The organism is Synechococcus sp. R6-7, from assembly GCF_047461695.1.
Lineage (GTDB): Bacteria > Cyanobacteriota > Cyanobacteriia > Thermostichales > Thermostichaceae > Thermostichus.
Genome location: NZ_JANSHS010000057.1, coordinates 1 through 3,453, shown reverse-complemented (window position 1 = coordinate 3,453; position 3,453 = coordinate 1). Strand labels below are relative to the sequence as shown.

Below are 3,453 nucleotides of genomic sequence, written 5' to 3'. Positions count from 1 at the left end.
CCCCAGCTTAGATCCCACCCGGATCATCTCTGCCAGGCCGCGGGTAACCAGAGCCGCACGAGCATTGGCCCCCAGTTGCAAGCCATCACACACGCCAACAGCGATGGCGATAACATTTTTCAGGGTGCCGCCTAGCTCCACTCCCAGCGGATCGCTGCTGGTATAGAGGCGGAACCGCTCCGAGGAAAGGGCATACTGCACCTGCACAGCGGCCCAGGGATCCCGGCTGGCCACCACTGCCGCTGCCGGCAAGCCTTGGCGGATCTCCGCCGAAAGATTAGGCCCCGAAAGCACTACCAGAGGCTGCTCCGGGAAAGTGGCCCCCCAGATTTGGGTAGGGGTCAGAAGCTGCAGTGGATCCAACCCTTTGGTGGCCGAGACCAAAATTGCCTGCGGTGGGATCCCCACCTGGCGCACCGCTTCCACCACAGGGCGTACCCCCGCCATAGAGACGGCTGAGATGAGGATTTGGGATCCCTGGAGCACTTCTGCCAAATCCAGGCCCTTGCGGCGATTCCAAACCCGCACCCGGTGCCCTTGCCCCTGAGCCAGCATCGCCAGGGTACTTCCCCAAGCCCCGGCTCCCAAAATGGCAACGCTTTGCGGGGATGTTGGGCTTTGGCCTTCTGCGCTAGTGTTCATCTAATCTGTTCACCCGCAGACTTTCTCTCAAGCTTTCTTCGTAGGATGCCTCTCAAAAAGCCTGCGCCGGCAAAGGGAAGACCGGCGACAAAGGTTAGTATGGGTGGATACCAAATCATGGGTTAGCTCGAGAGCAGACGACATGGCAGAAGCAGGGATCCCCCGCCTTCCTCCTGAGGTAGCTGCCAAAATGGGAACCTGGCAGCACGGGTATGCCCTTACCAATGGCATTCAACTGCACTACGTCACCCAAGGGGAAGGGGAGCTGGCGATCTTGTTGCACGGTTTCCCGGAGTTTTGGTACTCCTGGCGGCATCAGATTCCGGTGTTGGCGCAGCGGTTTCGCGTGGTGGCACCCGACATGCGCGGCTACAACGATTCCGACAAACCGGATCACGGCTATGACCTGGATACCCTTACCGAGGATATCCGCGGCTTGCTAAGCCACTTTGGGGCCCGAAGAGCGGTGGTCGTAGCCCACGATTGGGGGGGAGCCATTGCCTGGCACTGGGCGCAATTTTTTCCTGAGGAGATTCGCAAGCTGGCCGTCCTCAATTCTCCCCATCCGGCCTGCTTTCGCCGGGAATTCTTGAGCAACTTGGATCAACTGCGCCGCAGTTGGTACCTGTTCTTTTTTCAATTGCCTTGGCTGCCAGAGTGGGTGCTGCAATGGGATTTGGGAGATTGGGTGCGCCGCATTTTCCAGGAAACTTCGGTGCGCAAAAGCGCCTTCACCCGCCACGACCTCAAGCTCTACCAAGAGGCCCTCTCCAAACCCAAGGTTCTCACCTCTGCCCTCAACTACTACCGCCAGCTGTTTAACCTGCCCACCTTGCAGAACCTGTTTTTGCAGCCCATGCGGCAGATCCTCGCCCCTACCCTGCTGATTTGGGGAGAAGAAGACTTTGCCCTCAGCCGCGAGCTAACCGAGGGGATGGATCCCTTTTTCCCCAACGGCCTGCGCAAGGAGTACATCCCCGAATGCGGCCATTGGGCGCAGCAGGAAGCTCCGCAAACGGTCAATCGGCTGCTGATGGAGTTTCTCTAGCGGGCCGGGCTTGGGATCCGCTCTTTACCATCTTCAAGGGTTGACCCTAGAATAATCCACTGAATTCTACGGGAGAACCGGCATGGCCCTGGAGTATCCATCCCATCTGCGCTACGTGGACACCCACGAGTACATCCATGTTGAGGATGATATTGCGGTGATTGGGATCACAGCTTATGCCGTCGATCAACTGGGGGATATCGTTTTCGTGGGCTTGCCCGAAGAAGGGACAGAGATTGAAAAAGGGGAAAGCTTTGGCTCAGTGGAATCGGTCAAAGCCGTCGAAGATCTCTATGCCCCTCTTTCTGGAGAGGTGGTAGCCGTGAATACAGCGGTGGTGGAGAGCCCCGAAAGCCTTGCCGACGATCCCTATGGCGATGGCTGGCTGATCAAGGTGCGCATTGCCAACCCCGAAGATCTCGAGGACACCATGAGCGCCGAAGCCTACGCCAGCTTGGTAGAGGGATCCTAAACTCCAGCAGTTGGCCCTGAACTACAGCAAAGTCTCTCGGTTACCCCCCTCAGCTTTGGCTTGGTAGAGGGCCTTGTCGGCAGCAGCCAGCAGACTTTGTGGGTCAGTTCCCTCTCCCAGCTCCAGCAGAGAGGCGATGCCCACACTGCAGCTTAGGGAGATGGTCTCCGTCCCCGCCTGCACCAACAGGGTCTGGACAGCCTGCCGCAAGCGTTCTGCCAGCCCTAGGATCTGCGAGTTCGGGATCCCGCGCACCAGCAGGGCAAACTCATCGCCCCCCAAGCGGGCCACCAGGTCGTCTTGGCGAACGTGAGCTTGCAATCGCCGCGCCACCTGGATCAAGGTTTGATCCCCAGCCCAGTGCCCCCAGCGGTCGTTGATTTGCTTAAACCCATCCAAATCCAGATAGAGCACGTGGAGGGGAATGCGATGGCGAAGGGCAAAGGGGATCTCCAGCTCCAGTTGCTCCAGGAAAAAACGTCGGTTATGCAAGCCGGTCAGCGGGTCGTGGAGGGCGGCAGTGGCCATTTGCAAAAAGAAGGCTTCTTCTGCCGCGTCGTAGTAGGCAAACTTGAGGGTGCTGGCCCCCACTTGAATGCGATCTCCATCCTTCAGGAGAACGCGGCTGATGCGCTCGCCGTTGACATAAGTGCCGTTGAGGCTCTCCAGGTCGGTGAGAACATAACCCTCACTTTCTCTTTCCAGCCGACAGTGCTGCCGGGAGACGGCGTGATCCAAGAGCTGAATGTCCGCGCGGTGGCTGCGCCCCAAAACTCCACCCCTCGCCAAGGGAAACGTCATGCCCACATTGGCGCCGCTGAGCACCGTTAGAAAGGCCGCAGTTGCCTCAGGCTGGGGTCTGCGCTCGTAAAACTCCAAGGGGATCTGAGTGGTTGGCTCCTCTGGCAACTGAGAGAGAGGGTCGAGAGGCATGGAGAGGCCCAACGAATTGTGCGGGTTAGCAGTAAGCACTCGTTATATCCGTATTATGTCGGTTTTCCCCAGGCCGTGTTTGGGTGAGCGAGGGATGTCTCGCCGGTTCTGATCTGTAAACTTGCGGAACTCTGGAGTTTATCGTATACCATCGCACGCGGTGAGGCCCTCAGTTGAGAGCTACGCGAGGATTCCATCCCGCCTGCGCGGTTGTATCGGCCAGCTGTGGGAAGAAGCTCAATGGCAAACCCCAATTTCCCCAGGATCCCAAGTATTTTTCGGGATAACTCAAAAAACGGGTTCGGTTTGCCCCTCGTTCCCTGATTTCGAGAAGAGCATGACTCTAGTCAATAATAAG

The 3,453-nt window shown here is 58.2% G+C and carries 4 protein-coding genes; 2 read left to right on the top strand and 2 right to left on the bottom strand.

What is annotated here, in order from left to right:
• A partial coding sequence (locus NW815_RS02205; RefSeq protein ID WP_414415668.1) for a glycerol-3-phosphate dehydrogenase occupies positions 1 to 642 on the bottom strand: 642 nt, incomplete at its 3' end.
• Positions 643 to 745: 103 nt separating this feature from the next.
• On the opposite strand from NW815_RS02205, the gene NW815_RS02200 reads away from it, so the two are divergent.
• Together NW815_RS02200 and gcvH are read left to right on the top strand one after the other, a co-directional pair.
• A complete protein-coding gene (locus NW815_RS02200; RefSeq protein WP_414344493.1) occupies positions 746 to 1,690 on the top strand; it encodes an alpha/beta fold hydrolase in 945 nt (314 codons plus the stop codon).
• Positions 1,691 to 1,772: 82 nt separating this feature from the next.
• Positions 1,773 to 2,162 carry a glycine cleavage system protein GcvH gene (gene gcvH, locus NW815_RS02195; RefSeq protein WP_011432013.1) on the top strand — a complete coding sequence of 130 codons (390 nt, stop codon included), beginning with the start codon at positions 1,773 to 1,775 and terminating at the stop codon, positions 2,160 to 2,162.
• A 21-nt stretch (positions 2,163 to 2,183) separates the two neighbouring features.
• Here the strand turns inward: gcvH and NW815_RS02190 are convergent, their stop codons facing one another.
• Positions 2,184 to 3,095 (bottom strand): diguanylate cyclase, encoded by a 912-nt coding sequence (locus NW815_RS02190; RefSeq protein ID WP_414415667.1) that lies wholly within the window; start codon positions 3,093 to 3,095, stop codon positions 2,184 to 2,186.
• Positions 3,096 to 3,453: the final 358 nt, after the last annotated feature.